This window comes from Natronomonas moolapensis 8.8.11 (assembly GCF_000591055.1).
Taxonomy (GTDB): domain Archaea; phylum Halobacteriota; class Halobacteria; order Halobacteriales; family Haloarculaceae; genus Natronomonas; species Natronomonas moolapensis.
Window position 1 is genome coordinate 313792 of the sequence record NC_020388.1, and the last position, 18099, is coordinate 331890.

The window sequence follows — 18099 nt, forward strand, 5'->3', positions numbered from 1 at the left end:
TTCGGACGGCTCAGTCGGCCGGTTCGGCGGCCTCCGGGACCCGTCTGCCGCCGAGAGTGTAGAGCCACAGCGAACCGAGACCGAGGCCGTAGGCGGCGATGATCGGCACCCCGAGCAGGAACATCGTGAAGATCCCCCGCGGCGAGAGGAACGCCCCGGCCGCCAGCACGGCGATGGCGAACTCCCGCCACCGCGTTCGGAAGACGCCGTAGGGAACGATCCCCCCCCGGTGGAACAGAAGCATCGTGACCGGCACCATCACGAGGATGCCGATGCCGACGGTGAAAAAGAAGATCATCCATCCGTAGTTGCTGATCCGGTAGGCGATCACCATCCCGGCGTCCAACACGTCCGAGGCGAGCCACGAGATAGCCGTCGGCGCGAGATAGAGGAATCCGAACAGGCTGCCGAGCACCATCGCCGTCAGCAGGCTTCCACCCCACACGAGCAGGACGCGCCGGTCTCCCCGGGCGAGGCCACGGTCCTTCAGCGCCGGCCACGCGTAGTACAAAAGCAGGGGTAGCGTCGAGGCGGCCCCGAAGATCACCGAGACCTTTATCATAAAAATGAGTGCCTCGACGGGGTGTAACGTGACGATCGAGACCTGTTCGGCGGCGAACTGCGAGGGCATCCCGCCAACGAAGCGCTCGTGGAGGACGCCGATCCCGCCCTGATACAGCACGAAGAACGTGGCGGCCATGACGGCCGCGAACACGCCGACGAGCCGGAACGACTTCGAGGTGACGCTGTCGAGGATGAACTTGATGTCGTAGGCGTACCCGCCGATGTCGTCCTCGTCGACGTCGTCGTCGCTGAAAACGTCGAGCGCGCCAGCGCTCCGCTCCGCGAGGCTCCGGCCGTCCGCGCCGGCCTCGGCTCCGGCGGGATCGCTCTCGTCTCCCCTCGCGGCGGTTCCGGCCCCGGCAGCCTCCTGAACAGTGGAATCGCCACGGACTTGCTGGCGCCGTCGAAGACTCTTGGCGGTTTCGGCCCCGACAGTCCCCTGCGTGTGCTGGCTCTGGCCGGGCTCTCCTTGCGGTGGAACGGAGCCGTCTCCGGCCGTCCCCTCGCCCTCGGATGCCTCCTCGGCGGCCGCCTCGGCCTCGTCGAACCGATCGAGGATCGCCTGGGCGCGATCCGGATCGTCCGCCTCCATCGCGGCCCCGGCGAGGCCGACTGCTTCGTCTTCGTCCATCGCCGCAAAGACCGCGCCGGGAGCCGACCGGACGCCTTCGAGGTCGAGGTCGGCCACGTCGATTTCCTCGGGATCGAGCCGCCGCACGTCCGGTTCAGGCTCCTCGAGGCCGTCGTAGACGAAGTACGCGAACCCGAGAACGCTGAAGACGAGCCCGTATACCGATCCGACCACGGCGAGGTAGGTCGTTTCGGCGATCCCGTAGCCAGCGCCGGGCGGGAGAATCCGATACCCCGACCCGGCGGCAGCGAGCAGATCGTTGAGGGCCGCGCCCACTCCGTAGGTGTAGAAGGCGTAGACCGAGCCGGCGCCGAGAACGAACAGCCCGACGAGGACGTTCCAGCGCTCGCCGGCCGTCTGACGGACGTCGATCGAGTCGTGGGAGCGTTTGGTCGTGACGACGATCTTGGACAGGTACAGCGACGCGCCGTACAGCACGACGAGCGGCACTGCCCACATGATCTGCGTGAACGGATCCGGCGGCGAGAACAGCGCACCGAACACGAAGATGGCGATGACGGCGTACTTCCACTTGTCGCGGAACGTCTCGTAGGGGACGATCCCGGTGTACGAGAGCGTGCTCATGAGCAACGGCAGTTGCGCCGCCAGCCCGAACGACAGCGAGAGCAAAAAGACGAACTGCGCCCACATAGAGATGGAGTACGTGGGCTCGAAGCCCGCGCCGACGGCGTTGTCGGCGAGGAACCCGAACATGATCGGAAAAAAGAGGTGATACGCGTAGGCGACGCCGCCGACGAACAGCCCCGCGCTGGCGAGGCCGAATCCGGCCCCCTTCCAGCGGGGGAAGCTCTCCGGCCACCGCCCGCGGTTCTTCAGCGAGTCGCGGCCGAAGTACGCGAGCGCCGGCAGCATGATGATGAGCCCCGACACCAACCCAATCTTCGCCTGCAGGAGGATGACCTCGAAGGGCGTGATGGCGACGACGACGATGTCGGGGTGGGCGTTCAGGTCCTGTTTAAGGATATCCCAGATGTAGAGGCGCAGGACGGTGAATATCCCGAGAAATCCGATCAAGAAGACGATGAACACCTTCTGGAGGTGCTTCTGTGCGGTTCGAAGCAGCGCGCCGAGATGTGCGCGGCCCTCCGAGACCGTCCGGGCGACATCGTCGTCTACGGCGCTGGACACACCGGGGCGTACTCCGTTCGCAGTTATCAACCTTTTCCGTTCGACCCGGGGCGCCGTCGCCTGGGGCCGGTCGGGGGGAGGTCGGGGGCGACCGGTCGAGAGAGAAGGCTTACAAACGCCCGCGTCCGACGGTGGATAATGGCAGAGACCGCCGACGGGAGCTACGACGCCGACGACGGGCTGGTCGGCGAGGGACCCGAAAGCGACGAGGAGATGCCGCTTGCGGACCACATCGAGGAGATGGTCTATCGGCTCGGCATCGTCCTCGTCGTGATGGCGATCATCTCGGGGATCGTCTTTCCGTTCGGCGAGCGGATCATCAACTTCCTGTGGTACTCCGTCCTCCCCGGCGGGGACATCGCCCGCCCCCGGGTGTATCACCCTCTCGGGCTCATTCTCGCGCGATTGAAAGTCGCGACGCTCGCGGGGTTCGTCGTCGGTCTCCCGGTCTTCGTCTACCAGACGTACCTGTTCATGCGCCCGGGACTCTATCCGGCGGAGCGCCGCTACTACCTCGCCTCCGTGCCGGCGAGTCTCGTGTTGGGCGTCTTCGGGGTGCTGTTCGCGTACTTTCTCGTCCTGCCGGCGATCTTCACGTACTTTTTGACCTATTCTCAAGACGCCGCCGTGATCGCCTTCGGGCTGACGGACACGTTCGACCTCATCGTGTTGATGATGGGGCTGTTCGCGGCCGTCTTCCAGATCCCGCTGTTCGTGATGCTCGCGATCATGATGGGGCTGACGACCCGCGCGTGGCTGGCCGCAAAACGGCTGTACTTCTGGGGGGCGTTCCTCGGCATCGCGTTCCTCTTCAGCCCCGACCCGACGGGGATGGCCCCGATACTGGTCGCCGGGACGATGATCGGGCTCTTCGAGGCGACGCTGTTCGCCCTCCGGTGGGTCAAGCGGTCGCCGTAGCCGGGCGACCCCTCACACCGGCGGCAGCCGCTATCGACCGGGGGTATCGACCCGCCCCAACACGTCGAGTTGGTGGGTGAGATACAGCAACTCGGCGGCCTCGAGTTGCTCGCGCCGCCGATCGAGCCACCCCTCGAGGTCGACCCGGAACGACTCCCCGGCCACCTCGTCGACGGCCGCCTCGACGGTATCGAGAATACACCGGAGGAAATACGCCTCGTCGGCGGGGTACTCGCCGTCGACCGGGCGGACGACCCAATCGGAGCCGGCCGCGCCGAGGACCCGTGCGTCGTCGGTCGCCCGGAGCCGTTCGAGGACGTCGCCGCCGGCCCGGCTGCTTCCCCCCGGCTTCGCGTCCATGTGCTCGTGGTAGTACCGCTCTATCTCCGGGTCTGTCGGGTGGCCCGGACGGAAGCGGGTCCCCCCGTCGAAGGTGATCGGAAAGTAACAGAGCCCCCCCGGCGCGAGCGCGCCGAGCAGCGTCTCGAGTCCGTCCACTCCGAGCACGTCCAACAGTGCCGCGCCGACGACGGCGTCGAACCGACCTGCCGCCTGCTCGGCGTAAGCGACGGCTTCGGCTGCGATCGCTTCGAGCTCGACGCGTCGGCCCGCCCGCTCGATTTCGATCGGCCCGCCGCCGGACACCGACGCCTGACGGTCGGCGGCCCACGACCGCAGGTACGGTTCGACGAACTCGACGCTGTCGGCGTCGACGTCGAGGGCCACGTATCGGACCGCCCCCGGCGGCAACACGTCCCACTCGAGGAGGCGGGCGGGCATCGTCCCGATCCCCGCCCCGACCTCGAGGACGCGGAGCGGCCCCTCGCGGGCGTCGGCCCGCTTGGCCAGTTGCTCGCGGAGCAGTCCGACGAGACGACGGTCGAGCGCGCGGTCGTCGACGGTGCGCTTTGCCCGGAGGTACCGCCGAAAATCGTCTCTCACACTGCTGCCCCCCCGGAGACGGTCGCACGGAGCAACCGGCGGACGCGAGCCGTCGTCTCCGTCCAGTCGGGGTGGCGCTCGTAGCGCCGCCTGGCGGCCTGTCCCATCGCAGCCAGGCGATCGGGGTCGCCCGCAAAACGCGCTATCGCCGCTGCGACCGCCTCGGCGTCGCCCGGATCGACGAGAACCCCCGTTTCGCCGTCGGTGACCGTCTCGGCCGCCCCGCCGGCACTGGACGCGATCGCGGGGAGACCGAAGCTCATCCCCTCGAGGTAGACGATGCCGAACCCCTCGTATCGGGAGGGGACCGCGAGGACGTGGCTCGACCGGAGGGCAGCCGAAAGCGCCTCGTCGGACAGCTCGCCGGCCATCCGGACACGTCCGCCGAGGTCGTGTCTCCGGACGCGGCGTCGGACCGCCTCGACGTACGTCTCGTCGGCCGGCCGGCCGACGACGGTCAGTTCCGCCTCGGTGCCGGAGCCGGCCAACCCCTCGACGAGCGTCGTCAGCCCCTTCCGGGGCGCGACGGTACCGACGAAGGCGATCCGGAGGGGACGCTCGCGTGCGCGGCGGTCGATCGTTGCCCTGTCGACGTCGGGGTCGAACCGATCGCCGGCCGGCGGCGCGACGACGGTGGCGTCGGTGTCGACGCCGAGGCCGGCGACGACGGTTTCCGTGGCCGAGCTGTTGCAGACTACCCCGTCGACGGTCCCGAGATAGCGGCGCTCGATCGCGCGATACAGCGGCGAGAGCCGGCGGGATTCGCTCGCGCGGAGGTGGTGGACGACGCTGACGACGGGGTAGGGGAGGTGTCGGTTCGTCCGGACCAAGGAGGGATGGGCGAGTTCGTCCTGCAACATGACGTCGACGTCGACCCGGAGCCGATCGCGGAGTCGCCGGGAGGCGTTGTCGAGCAGGCCGCGACCGTAGCGCCGCCAGGGGAGTTCGACGACGTCGACGGTGTCGCCGGCCCGCCGGAGCCCCTCGACGAGTTTTCGGTCGTACCGGAAGCCGCCCGACCGACGCTCGAGGCCGCCGTACAGCGTCAACCCGACGTTCATACCGACGCGTCGTAGGTGGCGGCCGCGGTGTCGTCCTCCCAGACGGTCACGGCGAGTTCCGTCACCGTGCCGTCGGTCACCACGTCGGCCACGCGCTCGAAGACGACCCGGGCGAAGCGCTCGACGCTGGGGTTGGACCCCTCGAACGCCCGGCGGTCGTTGAGCAGTTCGTCGCGGTAGCGGTCCGCCACCTCCGAAAGCGCCGCTTCGGCGTCGTCGATGTCGACGAGGTAGTCGTACTCGTTCAGCTCCGGGCCGCGGAACGTCACCTCGATCTCGAAGTGATGTGAGTGCGGCACGCCCTCCGGACCAGGATTCGGGACGGTGAGATAGTGTTGTGCGACGAAGTCCGTCGACACCGTCGTCGAGTACATGTGCGAGGAAACGTGCGGGAGGCACCTAAACCCGGAGGTCGAGGCAGCCGCCCTGGCGGTCTCGGTCAGCGAGCCGGAGCGATCATCGGTAGTCGAACGCGATCTGAACGGCCTCGTCGGGCCGCTCCTCGAGGAGCCGATACGCGTCGGCCGCACTCTCGACGCCGAACTCGTGGGTGAGCATCGCCGTGGGATCGTTCTCGCGCAGCCACGACCGAACGAGATCCATCCGGCGATCCTTGTCCCACCGGCCGGCGTGGTCGGGGTCGATCCGGCTCACCTGGCTGCTTCGCATTCTGAGGTGGCTCCGGTGGTACGTCTCGCCGAGGTCGAGCGTCACGTCCTTGGTGCCGTACCACGATCCGACGATGACTTGGCCCGCGTATCCGGTGGCGTCGACGGCGTCGTCGAGCGCTGTCGGGTTCCCGGAGAGTTCGATCGTGATGTCGGCCCCGTCTCCGGACGCGTCCGCGAGAGCCGCCTCCAGCTCCGACGGTCGGACGGAGCGGTCGGCGCCGAACGACTCCGAGAGCGCCCGTCGGGATTCGAGTCGCTCGACGGTGATGAGTTCGGCCAGCGGGAACGCCGAGAGCACCGCCGTCGTCAACAGACCGACCGGCCCCTGACCGAACACGACGACGCGCGCCCCGATGCGGGGGCGGGCGTCCATGACGAGGTTGATCGCCGTCTCGACGCTGGGAACGAAGATCGCCCGTTCGGGCGCGAGCGCGATCGGAATCAGCGCCGTCGGATCGGCGACGAAGTGGCTCTCGTGGGGGTTGAACGCGAACACCCGGCGGTCGAGCCACTCCTCGCCGACCGCTTCGCCGACAGCCGCGATCCGGCCGACCGCGGCGTACCCGTATCGGAGCGGATACGAGAAGGTCCCCTCGAGCGCCTCGATAGTTTCGTCGGCCCGCATCTCGGAGGGCACTTCGTTTCGGTACAGCAACATCTCGGTGCCGGGGCTGACGCCCGAGCGCTCCGTGCGTACCAACACTTCCTCTGCCCCCGGTTCGGGGACCGGTTCCGTGCGGACCTCGACCGACTCCGGCCCGGTAAAACACACCGCCCGGCGGGTCATCGCCCCTCGCACCGCCGCGGTGTCGCTTCGGGTTCGATCGGAGCGACGGGACGGCGGGCGCGGTCGCGTCGACGCGTCCTCTGGAGGTACACGGCACATATATGCGCGTTGTCGAACTAAAAACTACGCGTACCGGTCCCCTGGACACCGATCACAGATACCCGAGCGCGGCGAGGCGCTCTCGATCGGTTTCGGCCCCGTACACGCGACTCACCGGGAGCGGTTCGGGCGGGTCGAGCGCCGGCGTGTGGGTCCCCCGGTCGGTCCCCGTCGTCTCCGCCCACGGGACCGCAAGCAGGGCCGAAATCGGGGTGTGCATCGGGTGACCGTAGAGCCCCCACTCCCCGAAGAGGTTGCCGTGGTCGGCGGTGACCACGATCCGGCCGTCGACGTTCTCCACGAGCGTCTCGACCTCTCCGAGGGCGTACCGGAGGTTCGCGCAGTAGGCGTCCCACACGCGCTCTCGGGACACGTCGCCGCGTCGGAGCGACACCCACGGGTTCGCGTCGCTGCTTCGGTCGCCCGTCCGGGCCATGCCGCCGTCGCCCGCGAGGGGGTCGGGGACGAACGGGTGGTGTGGCTGCATGTAGTGGACGACCAACCGATCGGCGTCGCGCTCGCGGGCCGCCGCAACCGCCCGGTCGGTGATCGCCGCCGCCGGGACCGTGCCCGACTCGTCGTCCCAGGCGTACTTCCAGACCTCGTCGAGGGCGGCGAACGACTCCGAATCGAGATACCGGTCCGTCCAGGTGTTGCCCGTCACCATTACCGTTCTCGCGGTCTCTTCGCGCCCGCCGAAGGTGTTCTCGAGCCACTCCGAGGAGGAACTACCGACCGACCGGACCGTTCCGACGTCGCCCAAAAACGCCACGTCGGGCGCAACGTCGCGGAGGGCGTCGGCGCGGCAGGCGTCGAGGACGACGAGGACGTCCCACTCGCGGTCGAAGACGTTCGTGCCGTAGGGGAGTCGCCGCCCGATCGCCTGAATACACCGCAGGTAGGCGGTGCCGAGGCGACCCATCCCCGGTTCGGTCATACCCGGCGTTGGCCGGCAGGCAACTAAACGCCGTCGCCGGGAGGGTGCGTCGGCCGAGTGCCGCCGCCGGGAGAGCTATGTGTCCGGACGCCGCCGGTACGAGCGTGAACTGCCTGTTCGTGGGGGCGGGTGCCATCGCTCCCGAGTACACCGCCGGCCTGGCGGCGAGTTCGCTCTCCGTGGCCGGCGTCTGTGACCTCGACGGCGACCGCGCCGCGGCGCTGGCCGACGAGTGTGGCTGTCCGTCTTTTACCGATCTCGACCGGGCGCTCGAGGTGGTCGAGGCCCCGCTAGTGGTGAACCTGACCGGCCACGCCGCCCACGCGTCGGTGACGCGGACGGCCCTGGCGGCTGACCGACACGTCTACTCACAGAAGCCACTGGCGCTCGACGCCGACGCCGCCGCGGGACTGGTAGCGACGGCCCGGCGGCGCGGGTTGGCGCTCGGCTGTGCTCCCGGAACCCCGCGAGCGCCCGCACAGCGCCGGGCGCGGCGGCTCCTCGCGGACGGCCGGCTCGGCCCCGTCGGATTGGCGTCCGCCCACGCCCACGTCGGCCGCGTCACCGACTGGCACGACGACCCCGAGTCCTTTCTGGAGGTCGGCCCGCTGTACGACGGGGCGGTCTACCCACTTGCGCTCCTCGTCTCGTGGTTCGGCCCCGTCGAGCGCGTCCGCGTCGCCGACCGACTCGACGTCTGGCCCGACCGCGAGACGAGGCGCCCCTCGACCCCGAGCCACGTCGAGGCGACGCTGGCGTTCGAGTCGGGACCGACCGTCCGTCTCACCGCCAGTCTCTACGTCCCACACCGCAGCCGGGAGTTCTACGGGCTAGAGCTACACGGCGACGACGGGTCGCTGTACCTCCGGGGGACCGGCGCGATGGAAACCGACCTCGACGACGTCCAGTTCGGCCGGGTCGGCCGGGGGTACACGAACGCCCCGCCGGTGTCGCCCGGACGCCGGTACCGGTACGTCGATCCGGTCGAGCGCCTCGCCGCGAGCGTCGCCGAGGGGAGTCCGTCTCGATCCGGGGGCCGCCGCGGCGCCCACGTCGTCGCCGTCTGCAACGCGATCGAGGCGGCCGCCGAGGGCGGGGGACCGGTCACCGTCCCGGATCATGGGGCCGAACGCGCTCCGGTCCCGAACCCGGTCGTCCGACCGCCGGAGCGCGACGCCCGCCCGCCGGGCGCGGCGGAAGCGGACGACAGCGCCGCGACCGCGACCGCGACCACGGGGGCGCAGTCGCTCAGGCTCCCGCCGATCGGGTTCGGCTGTTCGCGCTACCGCGACGGTGAGTACGTCGACCGGATCGACTCGATCGCGACCGCCCTCGATGCCGGCTACCGGCTTCTCGACTCCGCGGAACTGTACGGCAACGAACACCGGATCGGAGACGTGCTCGCCGCGCCAGGGGCCCCCGACCGCGAGGGGGTCTTTCTCGTCGGCAAGGCCTGGCGCACGAACCACCGCCGCGAGCACCTGCTCGAGGCGTGTGCGGGCAGTCGATCCGAACTCGGGATCGACGCCTTCGATTGTTATACGCTGCATTGGCCCTCGGCGCTCGTCCACCGCGGCGAACTCTCCCGGCTCGCCGAGAAGCCGATCGAAAAACAGGAAGCGCACACCTTTCCGACGGACAGCGACGGGACTCTCGAGACGGCCGACGTCCCGCTGGTGGCGGCCTGGCGGAACCTCGAGGCGACGTACGACCGCGGTTGGGCGCGGACTCTCGGGATCTGTAACGTCTCGCGGGCGGAGCTGGAGACGGTCCTCGAGACCGGGACCGTCCCGCCGGCGATCGTCCAGATCGAACGCCACCCGTACAGACCGCAGACGGATCTCGTCTCCGTCTGTCACGACCGGGGCATCCGGATCCTCGCGCACTCGCCGCTGTCGGCGCCCGGCCTCCTCGAGGAACCCGTCTTAGAACGGATCGGCGCCGAACGCGGGCTCTCGCCCGCGGGGGTCGTCGTCGCGTGGAACGTCACGAACGGCGTCGTCCCGATCCCCTCCAGCACCACCTCCGAGCACGTCGTCTCGAACCTGGCCGCGGCCGCGACCCGGCTGCGTCCCGAGGAGTGTGCGCGGATCGAAGCGCTCCGCGACCCAGCGTTCGAGCGTTGAACCGGGGCCCGAAACGCCCGACGGTTTCGGCCGGCAGTACAACTATGTGATGTAGTCCCGTACGTCAGGTATGGCAACGGCCGGCTCCCGGCAGTTGGAACCCAGCACCGACACCCTCCACGGTCTCCACTGGGTGGGCATCATCGCCGCGCTCGTCTCCGCCGCGATCCACCTCCTGTTGGGGGTCCGGATGCTCCCCTCGGGGATGGGGATCAGCTTCGTTCTCGCCGGCCTCGGCTTTTTCGGTGCGATCGCACTCGTCCTGTTCGATTACCGCCGCCGGACGGTGTACGCCGTCGGCGTCCCCTTCACGCTCGTACAGATCGTACTGTGGTACTACGTCAACTTCGCGGCCGGCCCGAAATCGTTCCCGGCGGACGTGGGTACGCTGGGGATCGTCGACAAGGCCGCACAGGCCCTCCTCGTTGTGGTGCTCGTCGCCCTGCTTCGGTAGTCGTGGTCGCCCGACGCCCCGGGTTCCGAAGCCGGGGATCGAATCTTGCCGCCGTACACGCGTTTTAATCGGTGGTAGGCGTAGACTGTGCGAGTGTATTCCACATGAGCGACTCGCGCCGAATCGAGTGGTCACTCCGGCCCGCCCCGGCCACCCGGAGCCGAAAGGCCCACCGACACGGGGCACTTCGAGGAGGCGTCGATGACCGATTTCGGACGTGACCGTCCGGTACACCCCGGGCTGGGGATCGGACTCCCGCTGCTCGCCGCCGTCTCGCTCGCGGCCGCGCTCCACTGGGCGCTCCCGTCCGGGCCGACGGGTCGGTGGGGGCTCTCTCCGGCGGTCGTCGCCGGACTCTGCTGGGCGGGGCAACTCTGGTACGTGGGGTACAGCCTCGATTCGACGCGGCCGGCCGACGGCATTCGGTGTCTGTTCGGCCTGGCGAACGCGATGACACTGCTTCGGGGGACGCTCTACGCGGTCGCAGCCGGATTCGCCGTCTTGCCGCCCGATACCGGCCTCGCGTGGGTGCCGGCGCTGTGTTACGGCGCCGGGGTCGTCCTCGACAAACTCGACGGCGTCGTCGCCCGAAGCGTCGGCCGCGAGACTGACCTCGGCGAGCGTCTCGACGTGGCTTTCGACACCTTCGGGTTCGTCGCCGCCCCGGTCGTGGCGGTGTCGTGGGGGCTGTTGCCCGCTTGGTACCTCTCGATATCGGTGGCCCGTTACGTCTTCGTGGGCGGGGTCCGCTGGCGGCGGTTGCGCGGGCGGCCGGTGTTCGACCGCCCCGACAGCGATCTCGGCAAGTACCTCGCCGGGCTCCAGATGGCGTTTCTCACGGTTGCGCTCCTCCCTGCGGCGCCGACCGGCCTCGTCCGTGCCGTCGCGCCGGTCGCCCTCGCGCCGTCGCTCGCCGTGTTCGCGCGGGACTACCTCGCCGTCAGCGGCCGGCTCTGCGGGCGCGCTCGCAGCCAGAATTAACTCCGGTCGCGCCCCACATCGAACGGATGCTCTTTGTGACCCACCTCGCCGCGGCCGCGGTCGTCGGCCGCCTCTCGCGGCTCCCGACGGTCCCGCTCGCCGCCGGCGCGGCCACCCCCGACCTCATCGACAAGCCGCTCGGGGCGGCGGGGGTCGTCGAGTTGTACCACTCGATCGGCCACAGCGCGCTCGTGTTCGCGGTGCTCGTCCCGCTTGCGCTGTACTCTCGGCTCGGAGTGGCAGTCGCACTCGGGTGGGCGTCGCATCTCCTCTTCGATGTGGTCCACGTCGTGCTCAACGGCCGTCCCGGACACGCGCTGTTTCTGCTGTGGCCGCTCGCGCGCTCGAGCGATCCGCTCGGACTCCCGCCGGTCGCGTTCGTCCGACACTACCTCTGGACACCGTCGTTCTACTTCGAAGCCGTCCTGTGGCTTGCGCTCCTCGCGGTGTTCATATGGGAGCGACGCCGAGGGGGCCTCGCTCCCGGGATGGGGGGATGATCGACGGCCCGCGAGTGCGCAAGCGAGCCGTCGACACCGGTTCGCGCCGATGGAAACGCCTTTCTGACTCCGTGGATTCCCCTCAGATAATGACCAGCGTCAAGGGGTTTCGGATCGAGGAGGCCGCGACGGCTGACTCGCTCGGAACCGGTGCGTTCGTGTTCACCGACGACTACTCGGTGTTCGACTGGGGCAAGATGCCCGACGCCATCCCGAACAAGGGCGCATCGCTGTGTGCGATGGGGGCGGCCAATTTCGAACGGCTCGAAGCCGAGGGGATCGCGACCCACTATCGCGGCGTCGTCAGCGGTGGCGGTGCGGTCACCGGTCTCGACTCGGTCGCCACCCCGCCGCGCGAGATGGCGATCGAGTTGACCCGGGTTCCGGACCTCCCCCACGAGGGGCGGGAGTACGACTACACCGCCTACCACGACGCAGCGGGCGAGAACTACCTGATCCCCCTCGAGATCGTCTTCAGAAACACCGTTCCGGTCGGCTCGTCGTTGCGTTCGCGGGCCGATCCGGGTGATTTCGGCCTCGAGTACGACGCCTGGCCCGACGGCCCCGTCGACCTCCCCGAGCCGGTCGTGGAGTTCTCGACGAAGTACGAGGAGTCCGACCGGTATCTCTCCCGCGAGAACGCCGACTACGTCGCCGGCGCGGCCGACGTCGACGCCCTCGAATCGATCGCCCGCGACGTCAACCGGATCATCACCGAGACGGCCGCCGCCGCCGGCCTGAAACACGAAGACGGCAAGATCGAGTGTCTCTATTACGACGGCGAGATCCGGGTGGCTGACGTGGTCGGCACCTTCGACGAGAACCGCTTTTCATACGCCGGCCAACAGCTCTCGAAGGAGGTCCTCAGACAGTACCACAAACGCACCCAACCGGAGTGGGTCGAGGCGGTCGCGGAGGCAAAATCCGAAGCGAAAGCCGAAGACGTCGCCGATTGGCGCGAACTCTGTGGCGTCGATCCGGAGCCGCTGCCGGCACACGTCGTCGACGCCGCCCGCGAAATGTACACCGCGGGGACGAACGCCTACCTGGGTCGTGACCTCTTCGATGCGCCCGCGCTCGAGGACGCGGTGGCGGCGATCGAATCGTTCTGAACGCTCGGCGTAGCGGGCAGCCGGCGAGTCGCGTTGTGACGCTCGGCGTAGCGGGCAGCCGGCGAGTCGCGTTGTGACGCTCGGCGTAGCGGGCAGCCGGCGAGTCGCGTTGTGACGCTCGGCGTTGGGGGGTGATCGGCGGGCGTGGTCTACAAAAAACAAGGCGAGCGCCTCGGGGCTTGACCCCGAGCCGACAGTTAGACGTGTTCCGTTCGCTCGATGTACCGCTCAATCGTTTCCGCTGAGACTGTTCTCGCCGTTCCGATGCAGTATGGCCGTTGCCAGAATCCACGGCTACGGACGATAAAAAAGAACTCGATCAGCGCTGCCGTCCGCTCAAAAGGAAACCGGGTCGGGACCTGTCCCACCGATCGAGGGGGAGTCGCGATCGGAGTAGTTCGCCCGGCCGATCGCGCCCTTGGAAACGGCCGAGTAGGCCGCGAGGCGGGCGTCTTCGGGGTCGGCGAGCGTCGCGTCTCCGAGCCGGCCGAAGGCGTCGCCGAGCGTCTCCTCGCCGTTGGGGAGTTCGAGTTCGACGTCGTCGTACTCGGCGGCGAGTTCGGCCGCCGTCGCGGGGTAACTGTGGGCGTCAATTCGTTCGTCGACTGCTGCGAGTAGTCGCATACGTATCTGATGTGCAGTATTGTTAATGAATGTTAGGTATAATTATCCTTCATCATAATTAATTCATTCCGTGTCATTATATTCCACGATGTCCGGCCGATGCGTCGGGGCTTTGTCGGGGGGGCGCCAACGCTCCACATGGTCGTCGCCGATCTCCACGTACACACGAGGAACTCCGACGGGTCGTTGAGCCTCGAGACGCTTCCCGACGCCGCCGACGCCGCCGGCGTCTCGACGGTCGCCGTGACCGACCACGACCGCCTCCATCCCGACCTCCCGACGCCCGTCGCGACGGTCGACGGGGTGACAGTCGTCCACGGGATCGAACTCCGTGTGGCGACCGCCGACGGGCGGATCGACCTACTCGGGTACGGCGCGCGCCGGACCGCAGAACTCACGTCGCTGACGGAGCGCCTACAGGCCGACCGTCTCGAGCGCGGCGCGGCGATTATCGACCGCGTCGAGGATCGTCTCGGGATCGATCTCCCGATCGAGCCCCACGAGGGGATCGGCCGCCCGCACATCGCCGAGGCCATCTCGACGGCGTCCGGATACAGCTACGCGGCGGCCTTCGAGGAACTCATCGGCGAGGACTGTCCGTGTTATCTCCCCCGCGACGTCCCGACGTTCGAGGCCGGCGTCGCTGCCCTCCGGGAGGCGTGCTCGCTCGTCGGGCTAGCCCACCCTTATCGCTACGACGACCCCGAATCGGCGCTGGCGCACTGTTCGGCGCTCGGCGCCGTCGAGCGGTTCTACCCCTACGGCCGCGACGTCGATCCGCGGGCCGTCGACCGGGCGATAGAACGATACGATCTCCTCGCCACCGGCGGCAGCGACGCCCACGACGACCGCCTCGGCGAGGCCGGATTGGACGCCGACGCCTACCGCGCCTTCCGGGCTGCGCTCTGATCGTCCCCTGATCGATCCCTCGACCTGTCGATACGCCCCCCTCGCCCGATGGCCGTCCGACGTCCGGCCGACGCCCGGCCGACGCGAACGCTGGGTTCAAATCGTTCGGCCACATACACCGGTGTATGCAGTGTCACTACTGTGACGAGGAGGCCGCGGTCGCGGTCGAGAAGGACCACATCAAGGTCGGCCTCTGTGAGCCACACCTCCACGAACGGATGGAGAAACTCTCCGAGTCCGAGTGGATCGAGGAGTTCCAATCACAGATCGACGACCGACTCGAGTAGGACGCCCGCTCCTCGACGGCTCCCGATCCTCCGGCACCTTCGATCCCTTTCTCCGTCTCCGACGCCGTTCTCGAATCCCGGTCGCGAGACTCACTCGACCGCCCCATCAGCAACCCTTTTGCCGTTTCCATCGACAGGTGACACATGCTCGAAGACAGGACCTGCCTCGTCACCGGGGGCTCACGCGGTATCGGCCGCGCCATCGCGACGGAGTTCGGGCGCCACGGCGCCGACGTCGTCGTCAACTACCGCTCCTCGGAGGCGGCGGCGGAGGCGACCGCCGAGGCGATCGACGGGACCGACGGCGCGGCGATGACGGCCCGGGCCGACGTCTCCGAGTACGGGGCGGTCGAGGCGATGTACGAGGCCGTCCACGACCGGTTCGGTCCCGTCGACGTGGTGGTCAACAACGCTGGGATCACCGCCGACAGGCGCTTCGAGGAGATGACACGCGAGGACTGGGACCGCGTCGCCGACATCAACCTGGGCGGGACGTTCAACTGTACCCACTGTTTCTTCGACGACATTCGCGAGGCCGAGGAGGGGCGATTGATCAACATTTCGAGCGTGGTGGGTCAGCAGGGCAACTACGGGCAGGCGAACTACGCGACGACGAAGTCGGGACTGTTCGGGTTCACCCGGACGATCGCCCTGGAGATCGCGTCGGAAGGCTCGACGGCCAACTGCGTCGCCCCCGGCTTCGTCGACACCGGGATGCTCGAGACCGTTCCCGGCCGGGTCCGAGAGAAGATCCGCCGTCGGATCCCGCTCGGCCGGTTCGCGCGCCCGGAGGACGTCGCGGGGATCGTCCGCTTTCTCGCCAGCGAGGACTCGAGCTACATGACTGGACAGATCCTGGCTGTCAACGGCGGGCTGGACTGGTAGCGACGCGGACTCGGCCGGCTTTGCCCGTCCAGTCCGGTCCCGCCCGCGCTCCGGGGCGAGGAGCGATCGGCCACCCGCCGGCGTCACGGCGTCGTCGTCGAGGTAGCCTCCACGTCGACGAACTCGACGCCGCTGACCTCGAAACGCGCCCCGCCGAGCGGGGAGTCGGTCGCCGACACTGCCCACCCGTGGGCCTCGACGACCGTTCGGACGATCGACAGCCCGAGGCCGGTCTCCCCGCTGTCCGTGTACCCTTCCTCGAAGATCGCTTCGCGCTCCGCCTCCGGAATCCCGGGCCCGTCGTCGTCGACCGCGAAGCCGTCCGCCGTCGCCGAGACGCGGATCGAGACGTCGGCGTCCCCGTGCTCGACGGTGCTGTCCGCCCCCGCCCGGTCGCTCGTCGAGCCGTGTTCCACACAGTTCCGGATGAGGTTCTCGAACGCCTGCCTGAGCCGGCTCGGATCGGCTTCGACGACGCCCACGTCACCGACCTCAACGGTCGCCGCCCCCGTGTCGACGGTCTCTCGGGCGCGCTCTACAAGCTCCGACACCGAGACCGGTTCGCGTTCGCCGACGTCGTCGGCCTCCCGGACGAGCGTGTGGAGGTCCTCGAGAATCGCTTCCATCCGGGCGGCGGCCGCCGAGATCCGCTCTAACTCCGCCGGCTCCCCGGTCTCCATCGCGAGGTCGGTAAAGCCCGAGATGACGCTGAGCGGGTTCTGGAGGTCGTGGCGGATCACCGACGCGAAGCGCTCCAGCCGCTCGTTTTGCCGCTCGATTTCGCGGTGGCGGCGGTCTCGACGGAGCGTGTGGCCGATCAGGTCGCCGAACGTCCCGAGACGGGTCAACACGGATTCCGGGGGCGATCCGCCGGGGACGCCCCCGAACGCCAGAACCCACTCGAGATCCCAGTCGATCACGACTGGGATCGCGACGAACGATCCGTCGTATCCGAGCTTCTCGGCCCTCGAGTCGGTGTTCGCCACGAATGGGTCGAACCGGGCGAGCGACGACTCGAACCCGGGGAACTCCGCGACCGGGACCGACTCGTGTGTGAGCGGCGCCGCCCCGGCCCACCCGTGGGTCGCTGAGAGGGCAGTTTCGCCGACGTCGTAGAGCACACACCGCTCCGCCCCGAAGGCCTTCCCCACCGTCCGAAGCCCCCATTCGATCCGGGTGTCGACCTCGTCCGGCGCCGCGCTCATCAACAGTCCGGCGACCTCGAGGATCGGCTCGCCGAGAGCAGCGATCGCTTCGCGACAGGCGGTGTCGACGCGATCGCACAGCCGATCCGACACTGACCCCTCGAGGTCGTCGCCCACCGTGTCGCGATACACCAGGTCGGCCCCCGGGCGACGGGCCACGGATCGAGCTAGCCGGGGGTCGTCGCCGGCGACGACGACGACCGGAACCGACCCCGGCCCCGAGCGATCAGAACGCTCCGCGTCCATCCGCCGGAACGCGTCGCCATCGACGACGAGACAGTCGACGGCGCTCCGGAGGCGTTCGCTCGGACCTTCCGGCGCGTCCGCCGTGCTAACTCGGTATCTGGACTCGAGAGCGTCGAGGATCGCCCTGTCCGGATCGTTCGAACTGTACCCGACGTGTGCGTCCCCGCCCCCGCCTCCCCCGCCCTCGTGGGGCTGCATTATGTCACGTCATTGCCGTCGAAACGGTATATACCTCGAGCCGAACTCACTGTTCGAGTCCGCCGGCTCGCCGGGCCGGGTGGTATTTTATAACCGGGCAGCCGAAACACCCACGAAACCGATGACCGACGACTCCGAAACGAGACCCAAAGCGTACGAGGAAGGCGACCGCGTCCGGGTGCAACTCTCCGAGGCCGACGCCGAAAGCGAACTTGAGGGTACGGTGTGTCGCGTCGTTCACGTCTTTGCCGGCGGGGACGGCGAGGGCGACACCGCATCACGGGAGATAGCGGACGCCTCGTATCGCCTCGAGGACGTCGAGACCGAGGCGGTACTCCCGGCGGTGGTCAGACACTGCGACGTGGTGCCGGCTGGCAAGTAACCCGGTCGCGGGGGTCGCTGGCCGGATATCGACGACCGTTGCTTGGCGTGGGGTCCCGACTCTCGGGACTCGTCCACCGGGTTTTTTAGGTTTCTCTCCATACGAATAGGTATGCCAACGTCGGAGACGACGGCGCACACCGATGGCGCGACGGCCACCAACGAACTCTGCGCGACGCTCGGGTGCAAGTTCGACGAGGACGGAATCTGCATTCGCTGTGGCTCGGCCGAGGGATGACGGTCTCCGGGGCGGCACAGACCTCGAAACGTGCTCTCCCTGTTTTAGACGATCGCACCAGTACTTTTGAGACTGACGCACTCCTGTCGACGGTATGAATCGCCGAACACCGGGTGCGTCGAATACGGCCGACGGCGCGGTCGCCGTCCCCCGTTGTCGTGGCGCGTCGGTCCGAGGAAACGGAGCCCGCCCCG

19 protein-coding genes and 1 pseudogene are annotated in these 18099 nt (G+C 68.6%); 11 read left to right on the top strand and 9 right to left on the bottom strand.

What is annotated here, in order from left to right; translation table 11 throughout:
• Window positions 1-10: 10 nt before the first annotated feature.
• Entirely contained in the window at window positions 11-2344 is a 2334-nt protein-coding gene (locus NMLP_RS01605) for a twin-arginine translocase subunit TatC (RefSeq protein WP_015408378.1), read from the bottom strand.
• A gap of 138 nt (window positions 2345-2482) precedes the next feature.
• Between NMLP_RS01605 and tatC the strand changes: the two genes are divergently transcribed.
• A complete protein-coding gene (tatC, locus tag NMLP_RS01610) occupies window positions 2483-3262 on the top strand; it encodes a twin-arginine translocase subunit TatC (RefSeq protein WP_015408379.1) in 780 nt (259 codons plus the stop codon).
• A 30-nt stretch (window positions 3263-3292) separates the two neighbouring features.
• On the opposite strand, the gene NMLP_RS01615 is transcribed toward tatC, so the two are convergent.
• The 5 genes from NMLP_RS01615 to NMLP_RS01635 form a co-directional block, all read right to left on the bottom strand.
• Entirely contained in the window at window positions 3293-4204 is a 912-nt protein-coding gene (locus tag NMLP_RS01615; RefSeq protein WP_015408380.1) for a methyltransferase domain-containing protein, read from the bottom strand.
• Window positions 4201-5265, bottom strand: coding sequence for a glycosyltransferase family 4 protein (locus NMLP_RS01620; protein ID WP_015408381.1), 1065 nt, complete (start codon window positions 5263-5265; stop codon window positions 4201-4203). Before NMLP_RS01620 ends, NMLP_RS01615 begins: the two co-directional genes overlap by 4 nt.
• The gene (locus NMLP_RS01625) at window positions 5262-5639 is read right to left on the bottom strand and encodes a 6-pyruvoyl trahydropterin synthase family protein (RefSeq protein WP_015408382.1); all 378 of its coding nucleotides are present in this window, start codon (window positions 5637-5639) and stop codon (window positions 5262-5264) included. The genes NMLP_RS01620 and NMLP_RS01625 overlap by 4 nt, the downstream gene beginning before the upstream one ends.
• Before the next feature lie 82 nt (window positions 5640-5721).
• Entirely contained in the window at window positions 5722-6723 is a 1002-nt protein-coding gene (locus NMLP_RS01630; RefSeq protein WP_015408383.1) for a zinc-binding dehydrogenase, read from the bottom strand.
• A gap of 151 nt (window positions 6724-6874) precedes the next feature.
• Window positions 6875-7744, bottom strand: a complete 870-nt coding sequence (locus NMLP_RS01635; RefSeq protein ID WP_049926627.1) for an alkaline phosphatase family protein — start codon at window positions 7742-7744, stop codon at window positions 6875-6877.
• Window positions 7745-7863: 119 nt separating this feature from the next.
• Between NMLP_RS01635 and NMLP_RS01640 the strand changes: the two genes are divergently transcribed.
• The 5 genes from NMLP_RS01640 to NMLP_RS01660 all read left to right on the top strand — a co-directional run bounded on the left by NMLP_RS01640 (window position 7864) and on the right by NMLP_RS01660 (window position 12932).
• Window positions 7864-9885 (top strand): aldo/keto reductase, encoded by a 2022-nt coding sequence (locus tag NMLP_RS01640; protein WP_015408385.1) that lies wholly within the window; start codon window positions 7864-7866, stop codon window positions 9883-9885.
• Window positions 9886-9955: 70 nt separating this feature from the next.
• Window positions 9956-10339: a DUF7475 family protein gene (locus tag NMLP_RS01645; protein ID WP_015408386.1), complete on the top strand. Its 384-nt coding sequence runs from the start codon at window positions 9956-9958 to the stop codon at window positions 10337-10339.
• Between the two features lie 201 nt (window positions 10340-10540).
• A complete protein-coding gene (locus tag NMLP_RS01650) occupies window positions 10541-11320 on the top strand; it encodes a CDP-alcohol phosphatidyltransferase family protein (RefSeq protein ID WP_015408387.1) in 780 nt (259 codons plus the stop codon).
• 26 nt (window positions 11321-11346) lie between these two features.
• A complete protein-coding gene (locus NMLP_RS01655) occupies window positions 11347-11820 on the top strand; it encodes a DUF457 domain-containing protein (RefSeq protein WP_015408388.1) in 474 nt (157 codons plus the stop codon).
• 89 nt (window positions 11821-11909) lie between these two features.
• Window positions 11910-12932, top strand: a complete 1023-nt coding sequence (locus NMLP_RS01660) for a phosphoribosylaminoimidazolesuccinocarboxamide synthase (protein WP_015408389.1) — start codon at window positions 11910-11912, stop codon at window positions 12930-12932.
• A gap of 197 nt (window positions 12933-13129) precedes the next feature.
• Here NMLP_RS01660 and NMLP_RS14940 read toward each other — a convergent pair.
• Both NMLP_RS14940 and NMLP_RS01665 read right to left on the bottom strand, forming a co-directional pair.
• Window positions 13130-13225 (bottom strand): annotated as a pseudogene (locus NMLP_RS14940) (IS200/IS605 family transposase); the annotation flags it as partial.
• Window positions 13226-13268: 43 nt separating this feature from the next.
• The gene (locus NMLP_RS01665) at window positions 13269-13556 is read right to left on the bottom strand and encodes a DUF5789 family protein (protein WP_015408390.1); all 288 of its coding nucleotides are present in this window, start codon (window positions 13554-13556) and stop codon (window positions 13269-13271) included.
• A gap of 138 nt (window positions 13557-13694) precedes the next feature.
• Here NMLP_RS01665 and NMLP_RS01670 point away from each other — a divergent pair, with 138 nt between their 5' ends.
• From NMLP_RS01670 to NMLP_RS01675, 3 genes are all read left to right on the top strand, one after another.
• Window positions 13695-14465 carry a PHP domain-containing protein gene (locus tag NMLP_RS01670; protein WP_015408391.1) on the top strand — a complete coding sequence of 257 codons (771 nt, stop codon included), beginning with the start codon at window positions 13695-13697 and terminating at the stop codon, window positions 14463-14465.
• A gap of 125 nt (window positions 14466-14590) precedes the next feature.
• Entirely contained in the window at window positions 14591-14752 is a 162-nt protein-coding gene (locus NMLP_RS15550; protein ID WP_015408392.1) for a DUF6757 family protein, read from the top strand.
• A 144-nt stretch (window positions 14753-14896) separates the two neighbouring features.
• Window positions 14897-15637 carry a beta-ketoacyl-ACP reductase gene (locus NMLP_RS01675; RefSeq protein WP_015408393.1) on the top strand — a complete coding sequence of 247 codons (741 nt, stop codon included), beginning with the start codon at window positions 14897-14899 and terminating at the stop codon, window positions 15635-15637.
• An 83-nt stretch (window positions 15638-15720) separates the two neighbouring features.
• Here NMLP_RS01675 and NMLP_RS01680 read toward each other — a convergent pair whose 3' ends face one another.
• Window positions 15721-17286, bottom strand: a complete 1566-nt coding sequence (locus tag NMLP_RS01680) for a sensor histidine kinase (protein ID WP_015408394.1) — start codon at window positions 17284-17286, stop codon at window positions 15721-15723.
• A gap of 121 nt (window positions 17287-17407) precedes the next feature.
• Here NMLP_RS01680 and NMLP_RS01685 point away from each other — a divergent pair, with 121 nt between their 5' ends.
• Window positions 17408-17668: a hypothetical protein gene (locus NMLP_RS01685; protein ID WP_015408395.1), complete on the top strand. Its 261-nt coding sequence runs from the start codon at window positions 17408-17410 to the stop codon at window positions 17666-17668.
• Window positions 17669-17779: 111 nt separating this feature from the next.
• A complete protein-coding gene (locus tag NMLP_RS15950; RefSeq protein WP_269453335.1) occupies window positions 17780-17905 on the top strand; it encodes a hypothetical protein in 126 nt (41 codons plus the stop codon).
• Window positions 17906-18099: the final 194 nt, after the last annotated feature.